The 18,964-nt window shown below is 71.6% G+C and carries 19 protein-coding genes; 18 read left to right on the plus strand and 1 reads right to left on the minus strand.

Annotation, left to right across the window (positions count from 1 at the left end):
* Window positions 1-9: 9 nt before the first annotated feature.
* The 6 genes from aroB to nusB all read left to right on the plus strand — a co-directional run bounded on the left by aroB (window position 10) and on the right by nusB (window position 4,920).
* On the plus strand, window positions 10-1,104 hold the full coding sequence (gene aroB / locus GUY61_RS06840) for a 3-dehydroquinate synthase (RefSeq protein ID WP_166629157.1): 1,095 nt from the start codon (window positions 10-12) through the stop codon (window positions 1,102-1,104).
* Window positions 1,101-1,541, plus strand: coding sequence for a type II 3-dehydroquinate dehydratase (gene aroQ / locus GUY61_RS06845; protein ID WP_166629158.1), 441 nt, complete (start codon window positions 1,101-1,103; stop codon window positions 1,539-1,541). The genes aroB and aroQ overlap by 4 nt, the downstream gene beginning before the upstream one ends.
* Window positions 1,542-1,701: 160 nt before the next feature.
* Window positions 1,702-2,586 carry a Pro-rich N-terminal domain-containing protein gene (locus GUY61_RS06850; protein WP_166629159.1) on the plus strand — a complete coding sequence of 295 codons (885 nt, stop codon included), beginning with the start codon at window positions 1,702-1,704 and terminating at the stop codon, window positions 2,584-2,586.
* A 156-nt stretch (window positions 2,587-2,742) separates the two neighbouring features.
* Window positions 2,743-3,849 carry an aminopeptidase P family protein gene (locus GUY61_RS06855; protein ID WP_166629160.1) on the plus strand — a complete coding sequence of 369 codons (1,107 nt, stop codon included), beginning with the start codon at window positions 2,743-2,745 and terminating at the stop codon, window positions 3,847-3,849.
* A gap of 67 nt (window positions 3,850-3,916) precedes the next feature.
* Window positions 3,917-4,483 (plus strand): elongation factor P, encoded by a 567-nt coding sequence (efp, locus tag GUY61_RS06860; protein ID WP_166629161.1) that lies wholly within the window; start codon window positions 3,917-3,919, stop codon window positions 4,481-4,483.
* Between the two features lie 2 nt (window positions 4,484-4,485).
* Window positions 4,486-4,920: a transcription antitermination factor NusB gene (gene nusB, locus GUY61_RS06865; RefSeq protein WP_166629162.1), complete on the plus strand. Its 435-nt coding sequence runs from the start codon at window positions 4,486-4,488 to the stop codon at window positions 4,918-4,920.
* Between the two features lie 197 nt (window positions 4,921-5,117).
* On the opposite strand, the gene bldD is transcribed toward nusB, so the two are convergent.
* On the minus strand, window positions 5,118-5,621 hold the full coding sequence (gene bldD, locus GUY61_RS06870; protein WP_166629163.1) for a transcriptional regulator BldD: 504 nt from the start codon (window positions 5,619-5,621) through the stop codon (window positions 5,118-5,120).
* 222 nt (window positions 5,622-5,843) lie between these two features.
* Between bldD and pyrR the strand changes: the two genes are divergently transcribed.
* The 12 genes from pyrR to coaBC all read left to right on the plus strand — a co-directional run bounded on the left by pyrR (window position 5,844) and on the right by coaBC (window position 18,935).
* Entirely contained in the window at window positions 5,844-6,431 is a 588-nt protein-coding gene (gene pyrR, locus GUY61_RS06875; protein WP_166629164.1) for a bifunctional pyr operon transcriptional regulator/uracil phosphoribosyltransferase PyrR, read from the plus strand.
* 87 nt (window positions 6,432-6,518) lie between these two features.
* A complete protein-coding gene (locus GUY61_RS06880) occupies window positions 6,519-7,523 on the plus strand; it encodes an aspartate carbamoyltransferase catalytic subunit (protein WP_166629165.1) in 1,005 nt (334 codons plus the stop codon).
* 4 nt (window positions 7,524-7,527) lie between these two features.
* Window positions 7,528-8,814, plus strand: coding sequence for a dihydroorotase (locus tag GUY61_RS06885; protein ID WP_166629166.1), 1,287 nt, complete (start codon window positions 7,528-7,530; stop codon window positions 8,812-8,814).
* An 11-nt stretch (window positions 8,815-8,825) separates the two neighbouring features.
* Complete coding sequence (locus GUY61_RS06890; RefSeq protein ID WP_166629185.1) at window positions 8,826-9,383, plus strand: hypothetical protein; 558 nt, start codon at window positions 8,826-8,828, stop codon at window positions 9,381-9,383.
* Window positions 9,380-10,549 (plus strand): glutamine-hydrolyzing carbamoyl-phosphate synthase small subunit, encoded by a 1,170-nt coding sequence (gene carA, locus GUY61_RS06895; RefSeq protein WP_166629167.1) that lies wholly within the window; start codon window positions 9,380-9,382, stop codon window positions 10,547-10,549. Before GUY61_RS06890 ends, carA begins: the two co-directional genes overlap by 4 nt.
* Complete coding sequence (gene carB, locus GUY61_RS06900; protein WP_166629168.1) at window positions 10,542-13,853, plus strand: carbamoyl-phosphate synthase large subunit; 3,312 nt, start codon at window positions 10,542-10,544, stop codon at window positions 13,851-13,853. Before carA ends, carB begins: the two co-directional genes overlap by 8 nt.
* Window positions 13,854-14,190: 337 nt before the next feature.
* A complete protein-coding gene (locus GUY61_RS06905; protein WP_166629169.1) occupies window positions 14,191-15,300 on the plus strand; it encodes a quinone-dependent dihydroorotate dehydrogenase in 1,110 nt (369 codons plus the stop codon).
* Window positions 15,297-16,181 carry an orotidine-5'-phosphate decarboxylase gene (gene pyrF / locus GUY61_RS06910; protein ID WP_166629170.1) on the plus strand — a complete coding sequence of 295 codons (885 nt, stop codon included), beginning with the start codon at window positions 15,297-15,299 and terminating at the stop codon, window positions 16,179-16,181. Before GUY61_RS06905 ends, pyrF begins: the two co-directional genes overlap by 4 nt.
* Before the next feature lie 209 nt (window positions 16,182-16,390).
* A complete protein-coding gene (locus tag GUY61_RS06915) occupies window positions 16,391-16,714 on the plus strand; it encodes an integration host factor (protein ID WP_003977346.1) in 324 nt (107 codons plus the stop codon).
* Window positions 16,715-16,752: 38 nt separating this feature from the next.
* Window positions 16,753-17,310 (plus strand): guanylate kinase, encoded by a 558-nt coding sequence (gene gmk / locus GUY61_RS06920; protein WP_166629171.1) that lies wholly within the window; start codon window positions 16,753-16,755, stop codon window positions 17,308-17,310.
* Between the two features lie 40 nt (window positions 17,311-17,350).
* Window positions 17,351-17,623 (plus strand): DNA-directed RNA polymerase subunit omega, encoded by a 273-nt coding sequence (gene rpoZ, locus GUY61_RS06925; RefSeq protein ID WP_004948662.1) that lies wholly within the window; start codon window positions 17,351-17,353, stop codon window positions 17,621-17,623.
* Window positions 17,624-17,732: 109 nt separating this feature from the next.
* The gene (gene coaBC / locus GUY61_RS06930) at window positions 17,733-18,935 is read left to right on the plus strand and encodes a bifunctional phosphopantothenoylcysteine decarboxylase/phosphopantothenate--cysteine ligase CoaBC (RefSeq protein WP_166629172.1); all 1,203 of its coding nucleotides are present in this window, start codon (window positions 17,733-17,735) and stop codon (window positions 18,933-18,935) included.
* Window positions 18,936-18,964: the final 29 nt, after the last annotated feature.

Below are 18,964 nucleotides of genomic sequence, written 5' to 3' on the forward strand. Positions count from 1 at the left end.
GAGGAGCGCATGACCGACCAGTCCGTGACCCGTATCCAGGTCGGCGCCACGCCCGGCACGGACCCGTACGAGGTACTGGTCGGACGGCAGCTGCTGGGTGAACTCCCGGGACTGATCGGGGACCGCGCCAGGCGGGTGGCGGTGATCCATCCGGAGGCACTCGCCGAGACCGGTGAGGCGCTGCGCGCCGACCTCGCGGAGCAGGGCTACGAGGCCGTCGCCATCCAGGTGCCCAACGCAGAGGAGGCCAAGACGGCCGAGGTGGCGGCGTACTGCTGGAAGGCCCTCGGCCAGACCGGCTTCACCCGCACCGACGTGGTCGTCGGCGTCGGCGGCGGGGCCACCACCGACCTCGCCGGGTTCGTGGCCGCGACCTGGCTGCGCGGCGTGCGCTGGATCTCCGTACCGACGACCGTGCTCGGCATGGTCGACGCGGCCGTCGGCGGCAAGACGGGGATCAACACGGCGGAGGGCAAGAACCTCGTCGGTGCCTTCCACCCGCCCGCCGGGGTGCTCTGCGACCTCGCGGCCCTCGACTCCCTTCCCGTCAACGACTACGTGAGCGGCCTGGCGGAGGTCATCAAGGCGGGCTTCATCGCCGACCCGGTCATCCTCGACCTGGTCGAGGCCGACCCGCAGGGCGCCCGCACCCCCACGGGCCGGCACACCGCCGAACTCATCGAGCGCTCCATCCGCGTCAAGGCCGACGTCGTCTCCTCCGACCTCAGGGAGTCCGGCCTGCGCGAGATCCTCAACTACGGGCACACCCTCGCGCACGCCATCGAGAAGAACGAGCGCTACAAGTGGCGGCACGGCGCCGCCGTCTCCGTCGGCATGGTCTTCGCAGCCGAACTCGGCCGGCTGGCCGGGCGGCTCGACGACGCGACGGCCGACCGGCACCGCACCGTGCTCGAGTCCGTCGGTCTGCCGCTGACGTACCGCGGCGACCAGTGGCCCAAGCTGCTGGAGACGATGAAGGTCGACAAGAAGTCCCGTGGCGACCTGCTGCGCTTCGTCGTCCTGGACGGGCTGGCGAAGCCGACCGTGCTGGAGGGCCCGGACCCGGCGATCCTGCTCGCCGCGTACGGGGAGGTCTCCGCGTGACCCGCAGGGTGTTCGTCCTGAACGGGCCCAACCTGGGCCGGCTCGGCTCCCGGGAGCCCGACGTCTACGGCTCGACCTCCTACGCCGGTCTTGTCGAGACCTGCCGGACCCTCGGCAAGGAACTCGGCTTCGACGTCGACGTGCGGGAGACCAACGACGAGGGCGAGATGATCCGCTGGCTGCACGAGGCCGCGGACGAGTCCATTCCGGTCGTTCTCAACCCGGGTGCGTTCACCCACTATTCGTACGGAATGCGCGACGCGGCCGCCCAGCGCACGGCGCCGCTCATCGAGGTGCACATCTCCAACCCGTACGCCCGGGAGGAGTTCCGTCACACCTCGGTCGTCGCGGCCGTCGCGAGCGGTACCGTGGCGGGCTTCGGGGTCGGCTCCTACCGGCTGGCGCTGCGGGCCCTGGCGGACGAACTCACTGGCTGAGGCGCTGTCCGGGCACTTACGGTGGCCCCCCGCCGTTCACACTGTGCGCGCGGGGGGAGGTACCGTTCCCCGGGAGCGGCCAACCGCCGCGCGCACACCCATAGTTCACAGCCCACCAGAAAGCCGGAGCACGGCACCGCACGAGACGGAGTGGCACCGGATGCAGCACGCAGTGGGGGCTCCGCTGCCGCCGCCCCACGAGCCCGGCCGCGGACCCGCGGACGGCTGGGCGCCGGTGGCCCAGCACCCCGGCTCCCCGGGGCACCACCCGGGGCATCACCCGCCTCCCCAGGGCCCGCCGCCCGGCGTCCCGCAGGGTCCGCCGCCGCCCGCGGGACCTCCGGCGCAGGCCCCCGGCGGCTGGAACGGCGCCCCGCCGCAGCAGGCACCGCCCACCCGGGACGCCACCGGGCACGTCACCCTGCCGCCCGGCGGCCCCGTCCCGCTGCCGCATCCCGCGCAGGCACCGGCCCACAGCGGCACCGGCAACGCCACGCTCGCCGTGCTGCTCATCGGCCCGGCGGGCGCAGGCAAGACCAGCGTCGCCCGCTACTGGGCCGAGCACCGCAGCGTGCCGACGGCCAGCATCAGCCTCGACGACGTGCGGGAATGGGTGCGCTCCGGATTCGCCGATCCGCAGTCCGGATGGAACGACCACTCCGAGGCGCAGTATCGTCTCGCCCGTCGTACCTGCGGCTTCGCCGCCCGCAACTTCCTGGCCAACGGCATCTCCTGCATCCTCGACGACGCCGTCTTCCCGGACCGGCCGGTGGTCGGCCTCGGCGGCTGGAAACGGCATGTCGGGCCCGGGCTGCTGCCCGTCGTGCTGCTGCCGGGACTGGAGATCGTCCTGGAGCGCAACGCGGAGCGCAGCGGCAACCGGCGGCTCGGTGACGAGGAGGTCGCCCGCATCCACGGCCGGATGGCCGGGTGGTACGGCTCGGGGCTGCCGATCATCGACAACTCCTCGCTCGACGTGCCGTCGACGGCGCGGATGCTGGACGAGGTCCTGGCCCGGAGCATCGCCAGCCCGCCGGCCTGGTGACGCCCGCGCCGCCCACCGCCCCGGCCGTGCCCCGCGGGGACCCTCCGGGGGTGCGGGCGGCCGGCGCGCGAGGCCCGCGAGCGCGACCGAGGGGGCGGGGCCCCGCTCGGCCGCGCTCGACAGGCCGGATCCCGCGAAGGCTCTTAGGCTCGGGCCATGTCAGAGGTGTACGCGACGCGACGCACACGGCTGCGGGACCGGTGCCTGTCCACCGGGAGCACGGCCGCCCTGGTGTCCCGCCCGGCGAATGTCCGCTATCTCACGGGGGCCGCCCCCGCGGGCGCGGCTCTGCTGGTCGGCCCCGAGGAGGACACGCTGCTGTGCGCGAGTCCGCCCTCCGGTGAACCCGCGGAGGGCCGGCCCGACGAACTGCTGCGGCTGATGGTGCTGCCGGCGCCGGACGGCGACCCCGCCGTGGCCGCCGCCGATCTCGCCGCGGCCTCGGGCGTCGATTCCCTCGCCGTGGAGGAGCACCACCTCACCGTCGCCCGGCACCGGGCGCTCGCCTCCGTGGCGCCGGGCACCGCGCTCGCCGACCTGGGCACCGCGGTCGAGCAGCTCCGCCTCGTCAAGGACGAGGAGGAGATCGCCTGCCTGCGCATCGCCGCAGAGATCGCCGACCAGGCACTGGGCGAGCTGCTGGAGTCGATCCTCGTGGGCCGTACGGAACGTCACCTGGCGCTGGAGCTGGAGCGCAGGCTGGTGGACCACGGTGCCGACGGCCCGGCTTTCCCCACGTCCGTCGCCACCGGGCCGAACGCCGGGCGGATCGGTCACGGCCCCAGCGACCGCCGGGTCGAGGAAGGCGATCTCCTCTCCGTGTGCATGGGAGCGAACTACCGCGGCTACCGCTGCGAGATCGGCCGCACCTTCGTCATCGGCACCACCCCCGCCGACTGGCAGATCGAGCTGTACGATCTCGTCTTCGCCGCTCAGCGGGCCGCCAGGGAGTCCCTGGCCCCGGGCACGGAGTGCCGCCACGTGGACCTCGCCGCCCGGCAGCTGCTGGCCGCAGCGGGGCACGAGGAGGGTCTGGCGCCTGTCACGGGACACGGGGTGGGGCTCGAAATCGACGAGGACCCGCAGCTGTCCCCTTCGGCCATGGGTAAACTGGACGCTTGCGTGCCGGTCACCGTCGAACCGGGGGTCCACCTCCCGGGCCGGGGCGGGGTCCGGATCGCTGACACGCTCGTCGTGCGCCCCGAGGCGGACGGCGGACCGGAGCTACTCACCATCACGACCAAGGAGCTGCTCGCGCTGTAGCGGTATCGGCCGCGGCGCGCGGGGCCCTGGGTCGTCCACCAGCGTCACTCCAGGAGAATCCGCAACCGTGGCCACCACGAACGACCTCAAGAACGGCATGGTGCTCAAGCTCGACGCGGGCCAGCTGTGGTCCGTCGTCGAGTTCCAGCACGTCAAGCCCGGCAAGGGCCCGGCCTTCGTGCGCACCAAGCTCAAGAACGTGCTGTCCGGCAAGGTCGTCGACAAGACCTTCAACGCCGGTGTGAAGGTCGAGACGGCCAACGTCGACAAGCGCGGCATGCAGTACTCGTACAAGGACGGCGAGTCCTTCGTGTTCATGGACATGGACACCTACGACCAGGTCTTCGTCTCCCCCGAGGTCGTCGGCGACAACGCCGACTACCTGCTCGAGGGCTTCGAGGCCGTCGTCGCGATGTACGAGGGCAACCCGCTCTACATCGAGCTCCCCGCCGCGGTCGAGCTCGTCGTCGAGTACACCGAGCCGGGTGTGCAGGGCGACCGCTCCACCGGCGGCACCAAGCCTGCCAAGCTGGAGACCGGCGCCACCATCGGTGTGCCGCTGTTCATCACCACCGGTGAGAAGATCAAGGTCGACACCCGCTCCGGCGAGTACCTCGGTCGGGTGAACAGCTAACCGTGGCTGCCCGCAACAAGGCACGCAAGCGCGCCTTTCAGATCCTCTTCGAGGCCGACCAGCGCGGCGTGGACGTGCAGACGGTCCTCGCGGACTGGATCCGGCACTCGCGGAACGACACCCGGCAGCCGCCGGTCGGTGAGTACACGATGCAGCTGGTCGAGGGGTACGCGAAGTACGCGGACCGCATCGACGAGCTGATCTCCACCTACGCGGTGGACTGGACGCTGGACCGGATGCCGGTCGTCGACCGGAACATCCTGCGGCTGGGGGCGTACGAACTGCTGTGGGAGGACGAGACGCCCGACGCCGTCGCCATGGACGAGGCCGTGCAGCTCGCCAAGGAGTTCTCCACCGACGAGTCGCCGTCCTTCGTCAACGGCATGCTCGGCAGGTTCAAGAACCTGAAGCCCTCGCTGCGCAGGGACGAGCAGTAGCGAGCGGCGCACCGTCGCCCGTGGAGCCGCACCGGGGTCCCGCCCGGACCGGGCGACGGGGAGCGAATACGGCGACGAGTACGGCGAAGGGCCCGGAACGCATCAGCGTTCCGGGCCCTTCGCCGTTGTCCGCGCTGCTCACAGCCGTCAACGCGCGTTGACTTTGGAGGCACGTTTCTGCTGTGGTGCCGCAGCGCTCAGCCGGCGTCCTCGTGCTGGACGGCGCGACGCGCGTCGGCGTCCAGCACGCCCCAGCTGATCAGCTGCTCGGTCAGGACCGAGGGCGACTGGTCGTAGATGACGGCGAGAGTGCGCAGATCGTCCTGGCGGATCGAGAGCACCTTGCCGTTGTAGTCACCGCGCTGCGACTGGATCGTCGCGGCGTAGCGCTGCAGCGGGCCCGCCTTCTCGGCCGGCACATGGGCCAGGCGCTCCAGGTCGAGGACGAGCTTCGGCGGGGGCTCGGCCGCGCCGCCGGGAGTCGTGCCGGGCAGCAACTCCTGCACCGGGACCCCGTAGAAGTCCGCCAGCTCGGCGAGGCGCTGCACGGTCACGGCGCGGTCGCCGCGCTCGTACGACCCCACCACGACCGCCTTCCAGCGCCCCTGGGACTTCTCCTCCACGCCGTGGAGTGAAAGGCCCTGCTGCGTGCGGATCGCGCGGAGCTTGGCCCCGAGCTGTTTGGCGTATTCGCTGGACATATGGCTCCCCGGACGCTTATCAACAGGCGGCTGCGCCGCGTGGCTGGTAACTCACTGTGAGGTTACGCAGCGTGACTTGGGTGCGTCAAGCCGAATGGTCCTGCCCGGCACTCCCGGGGACGCCGCTCCGGCCCCCGCGGCAGCCCCTGATACGGTAAGGAGCGTAAGTCAAGACGTCCTTTAAGGTCCGTCCCGTGAGGCGGAGAAGGAGGTCCGTTTCGTATGGACGCCAACACCGGGCCGCAAGGTCCCGATCCGGTCCGCCCCGTTCTCGAGGGCCCCGACATCGCGCGGGTACTGACCCGCATCGCGCACGAGATCGTCGAACGCGCCAAGGGCGCCGACGACGTCGTACTCCTCGGCATCCCGACCCGCGGCGTGCACCTCGCCCAGCGGCTCGCCGCCAAACTCGAGGAGATCACCGGCCGCGGCATTCCGGTCGGCTCCCTCGACATCACCATGTACCGCGACGACCTCAGGCTCCGCCCCGCGCGCGCCCTGGGCCCCACGGACATCCCCGCCGACGGCGTCGACGGACGGCTGGTCGTCCTCGTCGACGACGTCCTGTTCTCCGGCCGCACCATCCGGGCCGCCCTGGACGCGCTCGGCGACATCGGCCGGCCGCGCGCCGTGCAGCTCGCGGTCCTCGTGGACCGCGGCCACCGTGAACTCCCGATCCGCGCCGACTACGTCGGCAAGAACCTCCCGACGTCGCTGCGGGAGACGGTCAAGGTCCAGCTCGCCGAGGAGGACGGCCGGGACGCCGTGCTCCTCGGTGTCCACGGGACCGCCCCGGCCCGCGAGCGGTAGCTCCCCCCGTAACGAACCCAGCGGTCCGTACGGGGTGCGCCCGCGCGCCCGCATGCCTTGAACCACCACACACCGGAGCAGACCCAGATGCCGCTCTTCCCCGGGGGCAATCCCCGGACTCCCGGTCACCTGATCTCGGCCGCCGACCTCACCCGCGACGACGCCGTTCTCATCCTCGACACCGCCGAGGAGATGGCCCGCCTCGCCGACAGGCCCATCAAGAAGCTGCCCGCCCTGCGCGGCCGTACGATCGTCAACCTCTTCTTCGAGGACTCCACCCGCACCAGGATCTCGTTCGAGGCCGCAGAGAAGCGGCTCTCCGCCGACGTCATCAACTTCGCCGCCAAGGGATCCTCCGTGTCCAAGGGCGAGTCCCTCAAGGACACCGCCCAGACGCTGGAGGCGATGGGCGTGGACGCCGTCGTCATCCGGCACGGAGCCTCCGGCGCCCCCTACCGGCTGGCGACCTCCGGATGGATCGACGCCGCCGTCGTCAACGCCGGCGACGGCACCCACCAGCACCCCACGCAGGCCCTGCTCGACGCCTTCACCATGCGCCGCAGGCTCGTCGGCCGCGACGCCGGCCTCGGCCAGGACCTCGCCGGCCGGCGCATCACCATCGTCGGCGACGTGCTGCACAGCCGGGTCGCCCGCTCCAACGTCGACCTGCTGAACACCCTCGGCGCCCAGGTCACGCTGGTCGCGCCGCCCACCCTGCTGCCCGTCGGCGTCGAGGCCTGGCCCTGCGAGGTGAGCTACGACCTCGACTCCGTGCTGCCCAAGTCCGACGCCGTGATGATGCTGCGCGTGCAGCGCGAACGCATGAACGCCGCGTTCTTCCCCACCGAGCGGGAGTACTCGCGCCGCTACGGGCTCGACGGCCTGCGCATGGCGCGGATGCCCGGGCACGCCATCGTGATGCACCCCGGCCCCATGGTCCGCGGCATGGAGATCACCGCCGAGGTCGCCGACTCCGAGCGCTGCACCGTCGTGGAGCAGGTCGCCAACGGCGTCTCCATCCGCATGGCCGTCCTGTACCTGCTGCTGGGCGGCTCCGACTCCGCCGCCAACGCCCGTACCGAGGAGAAGTAAGAACATGAGCAAGACCCTGATCCGCGGCGCGAGGGTGCTGGGCGGCGAGCAGCAGGACGTACTCGTCGACGGCGGGACCGTCGCCGAGGTCGGCACCGGCCTCGACGCCGGCGGCGCGACGGTCGTCGATGCCGCGGGCCTGATCCTGCTGCCCGGCCTGGTCGACCTGCACACCCATCTGCGCGAGCCCGGCCGGGAGGACTCCGAGACCGTCCTGACCGGCACCCGCGCCGCAGCCGTCGGCGGCTTCACCGCCGTGCACGCCATGGCCAACACCTTCCCCGTCGCCGACACCGCCGGCGTCGTCGAGCAGGTCTGGCGGCTCGGCCGCGAGCACGGCTACTGCGACGTCCAGCCGGTCGGCGCCGTCACCGTCGGCCTGGAGGGCAGGCAGCTCGCCGAACTGGGCGCCATGCACGACTCGGCCGCCGGCGTGAAGGTCTTCTCCGACGACGGCAAGTGCGTCCACGACGCCGTGATCATGCGCCGCGCCCTGGAGTACGTGAAGGCCTTCGACGGCGTGGTCGCCCAGCACGCCCAGGAACCCCGTCTCACCGAGGGCGCCCAGATGAACGAGGGCGTCGTCTCCGCCGAACTCGGCCTCGGCGGCTGGCCCGCCGTCGCCGAGGAGTCGATCATCGCCCGCGACGTGCTGCTCGCCGCGCACGTCGGCTCCCGCGTGCACATCTGCCACCTGTCCACCGCGGGCTCCGTGGAGATCGTCCGCTGGGCCAAGTCCAAGGGCTGGAACGTCACCGCCGAGGTCACCCCGCACCACCTCCTCCTCACCGACGAGCTGGTCCGCACCTACGACCCCGTCTACAAGGTCAACCCGCCGCTGCGCACCGAGGCGGACGTGATGGCGCTGCGCGAGGCACTCGCCGACGGCACCATCGACTGCGTCGCCACCGACCACGCCCCGCACCCGCACGAGGACAAGGACTGCGAGTGGGCCGCCGCCGCCATGGGCATGGTCGGTCTGGAGACCGCGCTGTCCGTCGTGCAGCAGACCATGGTCGAGACCGGTCTGCTGGACTGGGCGGGCGTCGCCGACCGCATGTCCTTCCGCCCCGCGCAGATCGGCCGCCTGGAGGGCCACGGCCGGCCCGTCTCGGCTGGTGAGCCCGCCAACCTCACCCTGGTCGATCCGTCATACCGTGGAGTGGTGGACCCCGCGGACTTCGCCTCCCGCAGCCGCAACAGCCCCTACAGGGGCCGTGAGCTGCCGGGACGCGTCACCCACACCTTCCTGCGGGGCCGGGCGACGGTCGTGGACGGGAAGCTGGCGTGACACCTGCACTGATGAATCCGGCCTGGACGGCCGCGCAGCAGCAGTCGGCGGAGGTGACGGACTGGGCCGCCCGCATCGCCTGGCTGGCCGGGCTGCTGCTCTTCGTCGCCCTCCTGTACTGGCTCATGCGGCAGGGCTGGAAGTGGCGCGGCGCCCTCCAGTCCGACCTGCCCGCCCTGCACCGGGCGCCCGGCGCCCTCGGCGAGCCGAAGCTCACCATGACCGGCCGCTACCACGGCTCCACCACCGCCGGACAGTGGCTCGACCGCATCGTCGCCCACGGCCTCGGCACCCGCAGCCGGGTCGAGCTGACCCTGACCGACGAGGGCCTGAACGTCGTACGGCCCGGTGCCGCCGACTTCTTCGTACCGGCCACCGCGCTGCGCGGCGCCAGGCTCGACAAGGGCATCGCGGGCAAGGTCCTCGCCGAGGGCGGACTGCTGGTCGTCACCTGGGAGCACGGCGACCGCCTGATCGACTCCGGCTTCCGCTCCGACCGCGCCGCCGAGCACATCGCGTGGGCCGAAGCCATCACCACCCTGCACAACACGACGGAAGGCGCACGATGACGACCTCCACCAGGGGCACCGGGAAGGTGCCCGCAGTACTCGTCCTGGAGGACGGCCGCACCTTCCGGGGCCGCGCGTACGGAGCCGTGGGGGAGACCTTCGGCGAGGCCGTGTTCTCCACCGGCATGACCGGCTACCAGGAGACCCTCACCGACCCCTCGTACCACCGCCAGGTCGTCGTCATGACCGCCCCGCACGTCGGCAACACCGGCGTCAACGACGAGGACCCCGAGTCCAGGAGGATCTGGGTCGCCGGCTACGTCGTCCGCGACCCCGCCCGGGTCCCCTCGAACTGGCGCTCGCGGCGCTCGCTGGACGAGGAACTGGCCGCCCAGGGCGTCGTCGGCATCTCCGGCATCGACACCCGCGCCCTGACCCGCCACCTGCGCGAGCGCGGCGCGATGCGCGTCGGCATCTTCTCCGGCGACGCCGTCGGGGGCGAGGAGGAACTGCTCGCCAAGGTCCTCCGCGCCCCGCAGATGAAGGGCGCGGACCTGGCCGCGGAGGTGGCCACCACCGAGCCGTACGTCGTCCCCGCCATCGGCCCCGACGGCGCGGCCGTCCCGGTCGGCACGGCGAAGTACACCGTCGCCGCCGTGGACCTCGGCATCAAGGGCATGACCCCGCACCGCATGGCCGAACGCGGCATCGAGGTGCACGTCCTGCCCGCCACCGCCACGCTGGACGAGGTGTACGCCGTCGCACCCGACGGGGTGTTCTTCTCCAACGGCCCCGGCGACCCCGCCACCGCCGACGGGCCCGTCTCCGTCATGCGCGGCGTGCTGGAGCGCGGCACCCCGCTGTTCGGTATCTGCTTCGGCAACCAGATCCTCGGCCGGGCGCTCGGCTTCGGCACATACAAGCTGAAGTACGGCCACCGTGGCATCAACCAGCCCGTGCAGGACCGCACGACCGGCAAGGTCGAGGTCACCGCGCACAACCACGGCTTCGCCGTGGACGCCCCGCTCGACGCGGTCTCCGAGACCCCGTTCGGGCGTGTCGAGGTCTCCCACGTCTGCCTGAACGACAACGTGGTGGAAGGCCTCCAGTGCCTCGACAAGCCGGCGTTCAGCGTCCAGTACCACCCCGAAGCGGCAGCGGGACCCCATGACGCCGCCTACCTGTTCGACCGCTTCGTTTCCCTGATGGAGGGCCAGCGTGCCTAAGCGCACCGATATCCAGTCCGTCCTGGTCATCGGCTCCGGCCCGATCGTCATCGGTCAGGCCGCCGAGTTCGACTACTCCGGCACCCAGGCCTGCCGGGTCCTCAAGGCCGAGGGCCTGCGCGTCATCCTGGTGAACTCCAACCCCGCCACGATCATGACCGACCCGGAGATCGCCGACGCCACGTACGTCGAGCCGATCACCCCCGAGTTCGTCGAGAAGATCATCGCCAAGGAGCGCCCCGACGCGCTGCTGCCCACCCTGGGCGGCCAGACCGCGCTCAACACCGCCATCTCGCTGCACGAGAACGGCACCCTCGACAAGTACGGCGTCGAGCTGATCGGCGCCAACGTCGAGGCCATCCACAAGGGCGAGGACCGCGACCAGTTCAAGCTCGTGGTCGACGCGGTCCGGGCCAGGACCGGGCACGGCGAGTCCGCCAGGTCCGTGATCTGCCACTCCATGGACGACGTCCTCAAGGGCGTCGAGACCCTCGGCGGCTACCCCGTCGTCGTGAGGCCCTCCTTCACCATGGGCGGCGCCGGCTCCGGCTTCGCGCACGACGAGGACGAACTGCGCCGCATCGCCGGCCAGGGCCTCACCCTCTCCCCGACCACCGAGGTGCTCCTGGAGGAGTCCATCCTCGGCTGGAAGGAGTACGAGCTGGAGCTGATGCGCGACAGGAACGACAACGTCGTGGTCGTCTGCTCCATCGAGAACTTCGACCCGATGGGTGTGCACACCGGCGACTCGATCACCGTCGCCCCCGCGATGACGCTCACCGACCGCGAGTACCAGATCCTGCGGGACATCGGCATCGCCGTCATCCGTGAGGTCGGCGTGGACACCGGCGGCTGCAACATCCAGTTCGCCGTCAACCCGGAGGACGGCCGGGTCATCGTCATCGAGATGAACCCGCGCGTCTCCCGGTCCTCCGCGCTCGCCTCCAAGGCCACCGGCTTCCCCATCGCCAAGATCGCGGCCCGGCTCGCCGTCGGCTACACGCTCGACGAGATCCCCAACGACATCACCGAGCAGACCCCGGCCTCCTTCGAGCCGACCCTCGACTACGTGGTCGTCAAGGCACCCCGCTTCGCCTTCGAGAAGTTCCCCTCCGCCGACTCCACCCTCACCACCACCATGAAGTCGGTCGGTGAGGCCATGGCCATCGGCCGGAACTTCACCGAGGCCCTGCAGAAGGCGCTGCGCTCCCTGGAGAAGAAGGGCAGCCAGTTCGCCTTCACGGGCGACCCGGGCGACAAGGAAGCGCTGCTGCTCGCGGCCGAGCGCCCCACCGACGGCCGCATCAACACCGTCATGCAGGCCGTCCGGGCCGGCGCCACCCGGGAGGAGGTCTTCGATGCGACGAAGATCGACCCCTGGTTCGTGGACCAGCTCTTCCTGATCAAGGAGATCGCGGACGAGCTGGCCGCCGCCGAGAGGCTCTACCCCGAACTCCTCGCCGAGGCGAAGCGGCACGGCTTCTCCGACGCCCAGATCGCCGGGATCCGGGGTCTGCGCGAGGAGGTCGTCCGCGAGGTCCGGCACGCGCTCGGCATCCGCCCGGTCTACAAGACGGTCGACACCTGCGCGGCCGAGTTCGCCGCGAGGACCCCGTACTTCTACTCCTCCTACGACGAGGAGAGCGAGGTCGCGCCCCGCGAGAAGCCCGCCGTGATCATCCTCGGCTCCGGCCCCAACCGCATCGGCCAGGGCATCGAGTTCGACTACTCCTGCGTCCACGCCTCCTTCGCGCTGAGCGACGCCGGCTTCGAGACCGTGATGGTCAACTGCAACCCGGAGACCGTCTCCACCGACTACGACACCTCCGACCGGCTGTACTTCGAGCCGCTGACGCTGGAGGACGTGCTCGAGATCGTCCACGCCGAGACGCAGGCGGGCCCGGTCGCCGGCGTCATCGTCCAGCTGGGCGGCCAGACCCCGCTCGGCCTCGCCCAGGCGCTCAAGGACAACGGCGTGCCCGTCGTCGGCACCCCGCCGGAGGCCATCCACGCCGCCGAGGACCGCGGCGCCTTCGGCCGCGTGCTGAAGGACGCCGGTCTGCCGGCGCCCAAGCACGGCACCGCCACCACCTTCTCCGAGGCCAAGGCCATCGCCGACGAGATCGGCTACCCCGTCCTCGTCCGGCCGTCCTACGTGCTCGGCGGCCGCGGCATGGAGATCGTGTACGACGAAGCCCGGCTCTCCTCGTACATCGAGGAGTCCACCGAGATCTCGCCGACCCGCCCCGTGCTGGTCGACCGCTTCCTCGACGACGCCATAGAGATCGACGTCGACGCGCTCTACGACGGCCGGGAGCTGTACCTCGGCGGTGTCATGGAGCACATCGAGGAGGCCGGCATCCACTCCGGCGACTCGGCGTGCGCGCTGCCCCCGATCACCCTGGGCGGCTTCGACATCAAGCGCCTGCGCGCCTCCACGGAGGCCATCGCCGAGGGCGTCGGCGTACGCGGCCTGATCAACATCCAGTTCGCGATGGCCGGGGACATCCTCTACGTCCTCGAGGCGAACCCGCGTGCCTCCCGCACCGTCCCCTTCACCTCGAAGGCGACCGCGGTGCCGCTGGCTAAGGCGGCCGCCAGGATCTCGCTCGGCGCCACCATCGCCGAACTGCGCGCCGAGGGCCTGCTGCCGGCGTCCGGCGACGGCGGCGAGCTGCCGCTCGACGCTCCGATCTCCGTGAAGGAGGCGGTGATGCCCTGGTCCCGCTTCCGGGACACCTCGGGGCGCGGCGTCGACACAGTCCTCGGCCCGGAGATGCGCTCCACCGGCGAGGTCATGGGCATCGACTCGGTCTTCGGCACGGCGTACGCCAAGTCGCAGGCAGGCGCGTACGGCCCGCTGCCCACCAAGGGCCGCGCGTTCATCTCCGTCGCCAACCGCGACAAGCGCTCGATGATCTTTCCGGCCCGTGAGCTGGTCGCGCACGGCTTCGAGCTGCTCGCCACCTCCGGCACGGCCGAGGTCCTCAGGCGCAACGGCATCGGCGCCACCGTCGTGCGCAAGCACAGCGAGGGCCCGGGACCGAACGGCGAGAGGACCATCGTCCAGCTCATCCACGACGGCGACGTCGACCTGATCGTCAACACGCCCTACGGGACGGGCGGCCGCCTCGACGGCTACGACATCCGTACGGCCGCCGTGGCCCGGTCCGTGCCGTGCCTGACGACCGTGCAGGCGCTGGCCGCCGCCGTGCAGGGCATCGACGCCCTCAACCACGGCGACGTGGGCGTCCGCTCGCTCCAGGAACACGCGGAGCGTCTGACCGCGGCCCGGGCGGAGTAGGGCCACCGAGGGGGACACCGAACGGTGTCCCCCTTGCCGGAGGCCCGGTTCCCCGGGGCCCTGAAGCCTCTGCCGACAGCCGACAGCCGACAGCCGACAGCCGACAGCCGACAGCCGACAGCCGACAGCCGACAGCCGACAGCCGACAGCCGACAGCCGACAGCCGACAGCCGACAGCCGACAGCCGGCGTGCCGGTCGGCCACGCCGCGGCAGCCGCAGGCCGGCGCGGCCCCGCCCCCTCGGCGCGACTCCCCGTCGGCAGGGGCGCGCCCCTCCGCTCACGGCCCTCTCCGCGAGCCTGAGCCCGCCGTCCTTCCACCGCGTCTGGATCGGAACATGTACAAACTCTTCTTCGAGCTCGTCTTCAAACGGCTGGACGCCGAGCGGGCCCACCACCTCGCCTTCGGCTGGATCCGGCTCGCCGCGCGGATCCCGGTGCTGCGCACCTTCGTCGCGGCCGTCCTCGCCCCCCGCCGCGAGGAACTGCGCACCGAGGCCCTCGGCCTGCGCATGCACGGGCCGTTCGGTCTCGCGGCGGGCTTCGACAAGAACGCCGCCGCCGTCGACGGCATGTCGATGCTCGGCTTCGACCACGTGGAGATCGGCACGGTCACCGCCGAGGGCCAGCCGGGCAACCCGAGGCAGCGGCTGTTCCGGCTCGTGCCTGACCGGGCGCTGATCAACCGGATGGGGTTCAACAACGACGGGTCGGCCGCCGTCGCCGGGCGCCTGGCCGCTCGCAACCCCGTCTTCAGGACCGTCGTCGGCGTCAACATCGGCAAGACGAAGGTGGTCCCCGAGTCCGCCGCGACGGCGGACTACGTGACCTCCGCCGAGCGCCTCGCCCCGTACGCGGACTACCTGGTCGTCAACGTCTCGTCGCCCAACACTCCCGGGCTGCGCGACCTCCAGGCCGTCGGCCCGCTGCGGCCGCTGCTCAGTGCCGTCCGGGCGGCCGCGGACCGCGCGGTCACCGGCCGCCGCGTCCCGCTGCTCGTCAAGATCGCGCCCGACCTGGCCGACGAGGACGTGGACGCCGTGGCCGACCTGGCCGTCGAGCTCGGCCTGGACGGCATCATCGCCACCAACACCACCATCGCCCGTGAGGGCCTCGGCCTGCGCTCGGCCCCGGCCCTGGTCGCGGAGACCGGCGGCCTGTCCGGGGCGCCGCTGAGGGCGAGGTCCCTGGAGGTGCTGCGGCGGCTGTACGCCCGCGTCGGCGACCGGATCACCCTCGTCGGGGTCGGCGGCATCGAGACCGCCGACGACGCCTGGGAGCGCATCCTCGCCGGCGCCACCCTCGTCCAGGGCTACAGCGCCCTCATCTACCAGGGGCCCTTCTGGTGCCGCCGCATCCACAAGGGGCTCGCCGAGCGCCTCGCGGCCTCCCCCTATGCCACCCTCGCCGAGGCCGTCGGCGCCGACCACCGAAAGGCGGACGCATGACCTCCCGAACGAGCAGCACCCCGGCAAGCGCCCCGGCAGGCATCCAGGAGCACTTCGGCGCACGCCTGCGCCGCGCCATGGACACCCGCGGGCCGCTGTGCGTCGGCATCGACCCGCACGCCTCCCTGCTGACCGCCTGGGGCCTGAACGACGACGTCGCGGGCCTGGAGCGCTTCACCCGCACCGTCGTGGAGGCGCTGGCCGACCGGGTCGCCGTCCTCAAGCCCCAGTCGGCCTTCTTCGAGCGGTTCGGCTCCCGCGGCATCGCCGTGCTGGAGAAGGCGGTCGAGGAGGCACGGACCGCCGGGGCGCTGGTGCTCATGGACGCCAAGCGCGGCGACATCGGCTCCACCATGGCCGCCTATGCCGCGACCTACCTGGACAAGGACTCCCCGCTCTTCTCCGACGCCGTCACCCTCTCCCCGTACCTCGGCTTCGGCTCGCTGCGGCCCGCGCTGGACGCCGCCGCTGCCTCCGGCTCCGGTGTCTTCGTGCTGGCGCTCACCTCCAACCCGGAGGGTGCCGAGGTGCAGCGCGCCACGGCCGCCGACGGGCGCTCGCTGGCCCAGGTGATGCTGGACCACATGGCCGCCGAGAACGCCGGTGCCACCCCGCTCGGCCCGGTCGGCGCGGTGGTCGGCGCCACCCTCGGCGACACGGGCGCGAACCTGGACATGGGCGGGCCGCTGCTGGCCCCGGGAATCGGGGCCCAGGGGGCCACGCCCGCCGATCTGCCGGGTGTCTTCGGCCCCGCCGTTGACAAAGTGGTGCCGAGTGTCAGCCGTGGTGTCCTGCGGCACGGTCCTGACATCGCCGCGCTCCGAGGAGCGGCTCAGCGCCTCGCCGACGAGGTCAGGGAGGCGGTCTTGACAAATTCCTGACCCAAATCTTGGGCGTATTGTCTGGAATGTACCGCTCGGCAGAGGCTGACCAGGACTTTTCCGGAGTTCTCGCTGACTGGAGCGCCCCCGACCGCTAGTCTCCGAGGCGAGTGGACGGGCGCGCGTTGCTCGTTGCTCCCCAGGTGTGGGGCGACTAGGTTCCTCACCGGTCCGTATCCGACAAGTTCGACATCCGAGGTGACGTAGGCGTGGCACTTCCGCCCCTTACCCCTGAACAGCGCGCAGCCGCGCTCGAAAAGGCCGCCGCGGCTCGCCGGGAGCGGGCCGAGGTCAAGAATCGACTCAAGCACTCCGGCGCCTCTCTGCACGAGGTCATCAAGCAGGGCCAGGAGAACGATGTCATCGGCAAGATGAAGGTCTCCGCCCTCCTCGAGTCGCTGCCGGGCGTGGGCAAGGTCCGCGCCAAGCAGATCATGGAGCGTCTGGGCATCTCCGAGAGCCGCCGCGTGCGGGGTCTCGGCTCGAACCAGATCGCCTCGCTTGAGCGTGAGTTCGGCAGCACCGGCTCCTGACGTTCCCGGGCACTCCCGGGAACCTGGATAATCGGTCCATGAGCGATCGTCCGCGGCTGACCGTGCTCTCCGGCCCCTCAGGGGTCGGCAAGAGCACGGTCGTCGCCCATATGCGCAAGGTCCATCCGGATGTCTGGCTCTCGGTCTCCGCGACCACCAGGAAGCCACGCCCCGGCGAACAGCACGGCGTCCAGTACTTCTTCGTCTCGGACGACGAGTTCGACAAGCTGGTCGCCAACGGTGAGCTCCTGGAGTGGGCCGAGTTCGCGGGCAACCGCTACGGCACGCCCCGCGCCGCCGTCATGGAGCGGCTGGAGGCGGGTGAGCCGGTGCTGCTGGAGATCGACCTCCAGGGCGCCCGGCTCGTCCGAGAGTCCATGCCCGAGGCGCAGCTGGTCTTCCTCGCGCCGCCCGGCTGGGACGAGCTGGTCCGCCGGCTCACCGGGCGCGGCACGGAGTCGCCCGAGGTCATCGAGCGCAGGCTCGGGGCGGCCAAGGTCGAACTCGCGGCGGAGCCGGAGTTCGACGTGACCCTGGTGAACACCTCCGTCGAGGACGTCGCGCGCGAGCTGCTAGCCTTGATGGAAGTTGTCTGAGCATTGTCTCAATCTTTGTCCACTTTTCGGAAGGTAGAGCGTGTCCTCTTCCATCACCGCGCCCGAGGGCATCATCAACCCGCCGATCGACGAGCTCCTCGAGGCCACTGACTCGAAGTACAGCCTCGTCATCTACGCGGCCAAGCGTGCCCGTCAGATCAACGCGTACTACTCGCAGCTCGGTGAGGGCCTGCTCGAGTACGTCGGTCCGCTGGTGGACACCCACGTCCACGAGAAGCCGCTTTCGATCGCCCTGCGCGAGATCAACGCGGGTCTGCTGACCTCCGAGGCCATCGAGGCCCCGGCACAGTAGGCGCACGGCACACAGCTCATTCACCACAGGCCCGGCGGCGCGTCCGCCGGGCCTGTGGTGTGTCATAGAGGGTGTACCGAGCCGGTGAACGGGGAGTCAGGGAGACGTGGTGGACAAGCCCAAGGTCGTTCTGGGAGTCAGCGGCGGCATCGCCGCCTACAAGGCGTGCGAGCTGCTGCGCCGGCTGACCGAGTCCGGCCACGACGTGCGGGTGGTGCCCACCGCCTCCGCGCTCCACTTCGTCGGCGCGGCCACCTGGTCCGCGCTCTCCGGCCACCCCGTCTCCACCGAGGTCTGGGACGACGTCCACGAGGTGCCGCACGTCAGGACCGGGCAGGAGGCCGACCTCGTCGTGGTCGCTCCGGCCACCGCCGACACCCTGGCCAGGGCCGCCCACGGCCTCGCGGACGACCTGCTCACCAACACGCTCCTCACCGCGCGATGTCCGGTCGTCTTCGCCCCCGCCATGCACACCGAGATGTGGGAGCACCCCGCCACCCGGGAGAACGTGTCCGTGCTGCGCCGCCGGGGCGCCGTCGTCATCGAGCCCGCGACCGGCCGGCTCACCGGCGCCGACACCGGCAAGGGACGCCTCCCCGAGCCCGGCGAGATCTTCGAGGTCTGCCGCCGGGTGCTGGAGCGCGGCGCGCCCGTGCCCGACCTCGCGGGCCGGCACGTCGTGATCAGCGCAGGCGGCACCCGCGAGCCCCTCGACCCCGTCCGCTTCCTCGGCAACCGCTCCTCGGGCAAGCAGGGGTACGCCTTCGCCCGCACCGCCGTCGCGCGCGGCGCCCGGGTGACTCTTGTCTCGGCCAACGCCGCCCTGCCCGACCCGGCGGGAGCCGACGTCGTCCACGTCGGCACCGCCCTGCAGATGCGCGAGGCCGTCGTCAAGGCCGCCGCGGACGCCGACGTCGTGGTCATGGCCGCCGCCGTCGCCGACTTCCGCCCCGCCGCCTACGCCGAGGGCAAGATCAAGAAGAAGGACGGCCGGGACCCCGAGCCCGTCGCGCTCGTCCGCAACCCGGACATCCTCGCCGAGATCTCCGCCGACCGCGCCGTGCCGGGGCAGCTGATCGTCGGCTTCGCCGCCGAGACGGACGACGTCCTCGCCAACGGCCGCGAGAAACTGCGGCGCAAGGGCTGTGACCTGCTCGTCGTCAACGAGGTGGGGGAGAGCAAGACCTTCGGCTCCGAGCAGAACGAAGCCGTGGTCCTCGCGGCCGACGGCGCCGAGACGCCCGTGCCGCACGGACCCAAGGAATCCCTCGCCGACACCGTCTGGGACCTGGTCGTCCCCCGCCTGCCCTGACCGGCCGGACGCCGGTCGGGGCACTTCCT

It is taken from the genome of Streptomyces sp. GC420 (genome assembly GCF_009916105.1).
GTDB lineage: Bacteria > Actinomycetota > Actinomycetes > Streptomycetales > Streptomycetaceae > Streptomyces.

Excerpts from the sequence above, each read along its gene's own strand:
- aroB (WP_166629157.1), top strand. The coding sequence starts at position 10 with ATGACCGACCAGTCCGTGACCCGTATCCAGGTCGGCGCCACGCCCGGC.
- GUY61_RS06850 (WP_166629159.1), top strand. The coding sequence starts at position 1,702 with ATGCAGCACGCAGTGGGGGCTCCGCTGCCGCCGCCCCACGAGCCCGGC.
- GUY61_RS06855 (WP_166629160.1), top strand. The coding sequence starts at position 2,743 with ATGTCAGAGGTGTACGCGACGCGACGCACACGGCTGCGGGACCGGTGC.
- bldD (WP_166629163.1), bottom strand. The coding sequence starts at position 5,621 with ATGTCCAGCGAATACGCCAAACAGCTCGGGGCCAAGCTCCGCGCGATC.
- pyrR (WP_166629164.1), top strand. The coding sequence starts at position 5,844 with ATGGACGCCAACACCGGGCCGCAAGGTCCCGATCCGGTCCGCCCCGTT.
- GUY61_RS06880 (WP_166629165.1), top strand. The coding sequence starts at position 6,519 with ATGCCGCTCTTCCCCGGGGGCAATCCCCGGACTCCCGGTCACCTGATC.
- GUY61_RS06885 (WP_166629166.1), top strand. The coding sequence starts at position 7,528 with ATGAGCAAGACCCTGATCCGCGGCGCGAGGGTGCTGGGCGGCGAGCAG.
- GUY61_RS06890 (WP_166629185.1), top strand. The coding sequence starts at position 8,826 with ATGAATCCGGCCTGGACGGCCGCGCAGCAGCAGTCGGCGGAGGTGACG.
- carA (WP_166629167.1), top strand. The coding sequence starts at position 9,380 with ATGACGACCTCCACCAGGGGCACCGGGAAGGTGCCCGCAGTACTCGTC.
- GUY61_RS06905 (WP_166629169.1), top strand. The coding sequence starts at position 14,191 with ATGTACAAACTCTTCTTCGAGCTCGTCTTCAAACGGCTGGACGCCGAG.
- pyrF (WP_166629170.1), top strand. The coding sequence starts at position 15,297 with ATGACCTCCCGAACGAGCAGCACCCCGGCAAGCGCCCCGGCAGGCATC.
- gmk (WP_166629171.1), top strand. The coding sequence starts at position 16,753 with ATGAGCGATCGTCCGCGGCTGACCGTGCTCTCCGGCCCCTCAGGGGTC.